Origin of the sequence: Mesorhizobium sp. (assembly GCF_004963255.1) — a bacterium.
GTDB lineage: Bacteria > Pseudomonadota > Alphaproteobacteria > Rhizobiales > Rhizobiaceae > Mesorhizobium.
In genome coordinates this window covers 1-215 of the sequence record NZ_SUGA01000153.1, presented here as the reverse complement: position 1 = coordinate 215, position 215 = coordinate 1, and the positions used below count along the sequence as shown (strand labels likewise).

The following is a 215-nucleotide window of genomic DNA, read 5'->3' as shown; positions in this document are numbered from 1 at the left end:
AGCCGACGCTGGACACCATGCATAAGGATCTCTACCGCGCCCGCGCCGCGGCCCTGTCGCAGATCCCGACTTCGACCGGTGCGGCCAAGGCGATCGGCCTGGTGCTGCCCGATCTCAAGGGCAAGCTCGACGGCATCTCCATTCGCGTGCCGACCCCGAACGTCTCGGTTGTCGATTTCAAGTTCATCGCCAAGCGGCCGACGACCGTGCAGGAG

The 215-nt window shown here is 65.6% G+C and carries 1 pseudogene; it reads left to right on the top strand.

Going from position 1 to position 215, the window contains the following annotated elements:
- Positions 1-215 (top strand): annotated as a pseudogene (locus E5X34_RS32855) (erythrose-4-phosphate dehydrogenase); the annotation flags it as partial.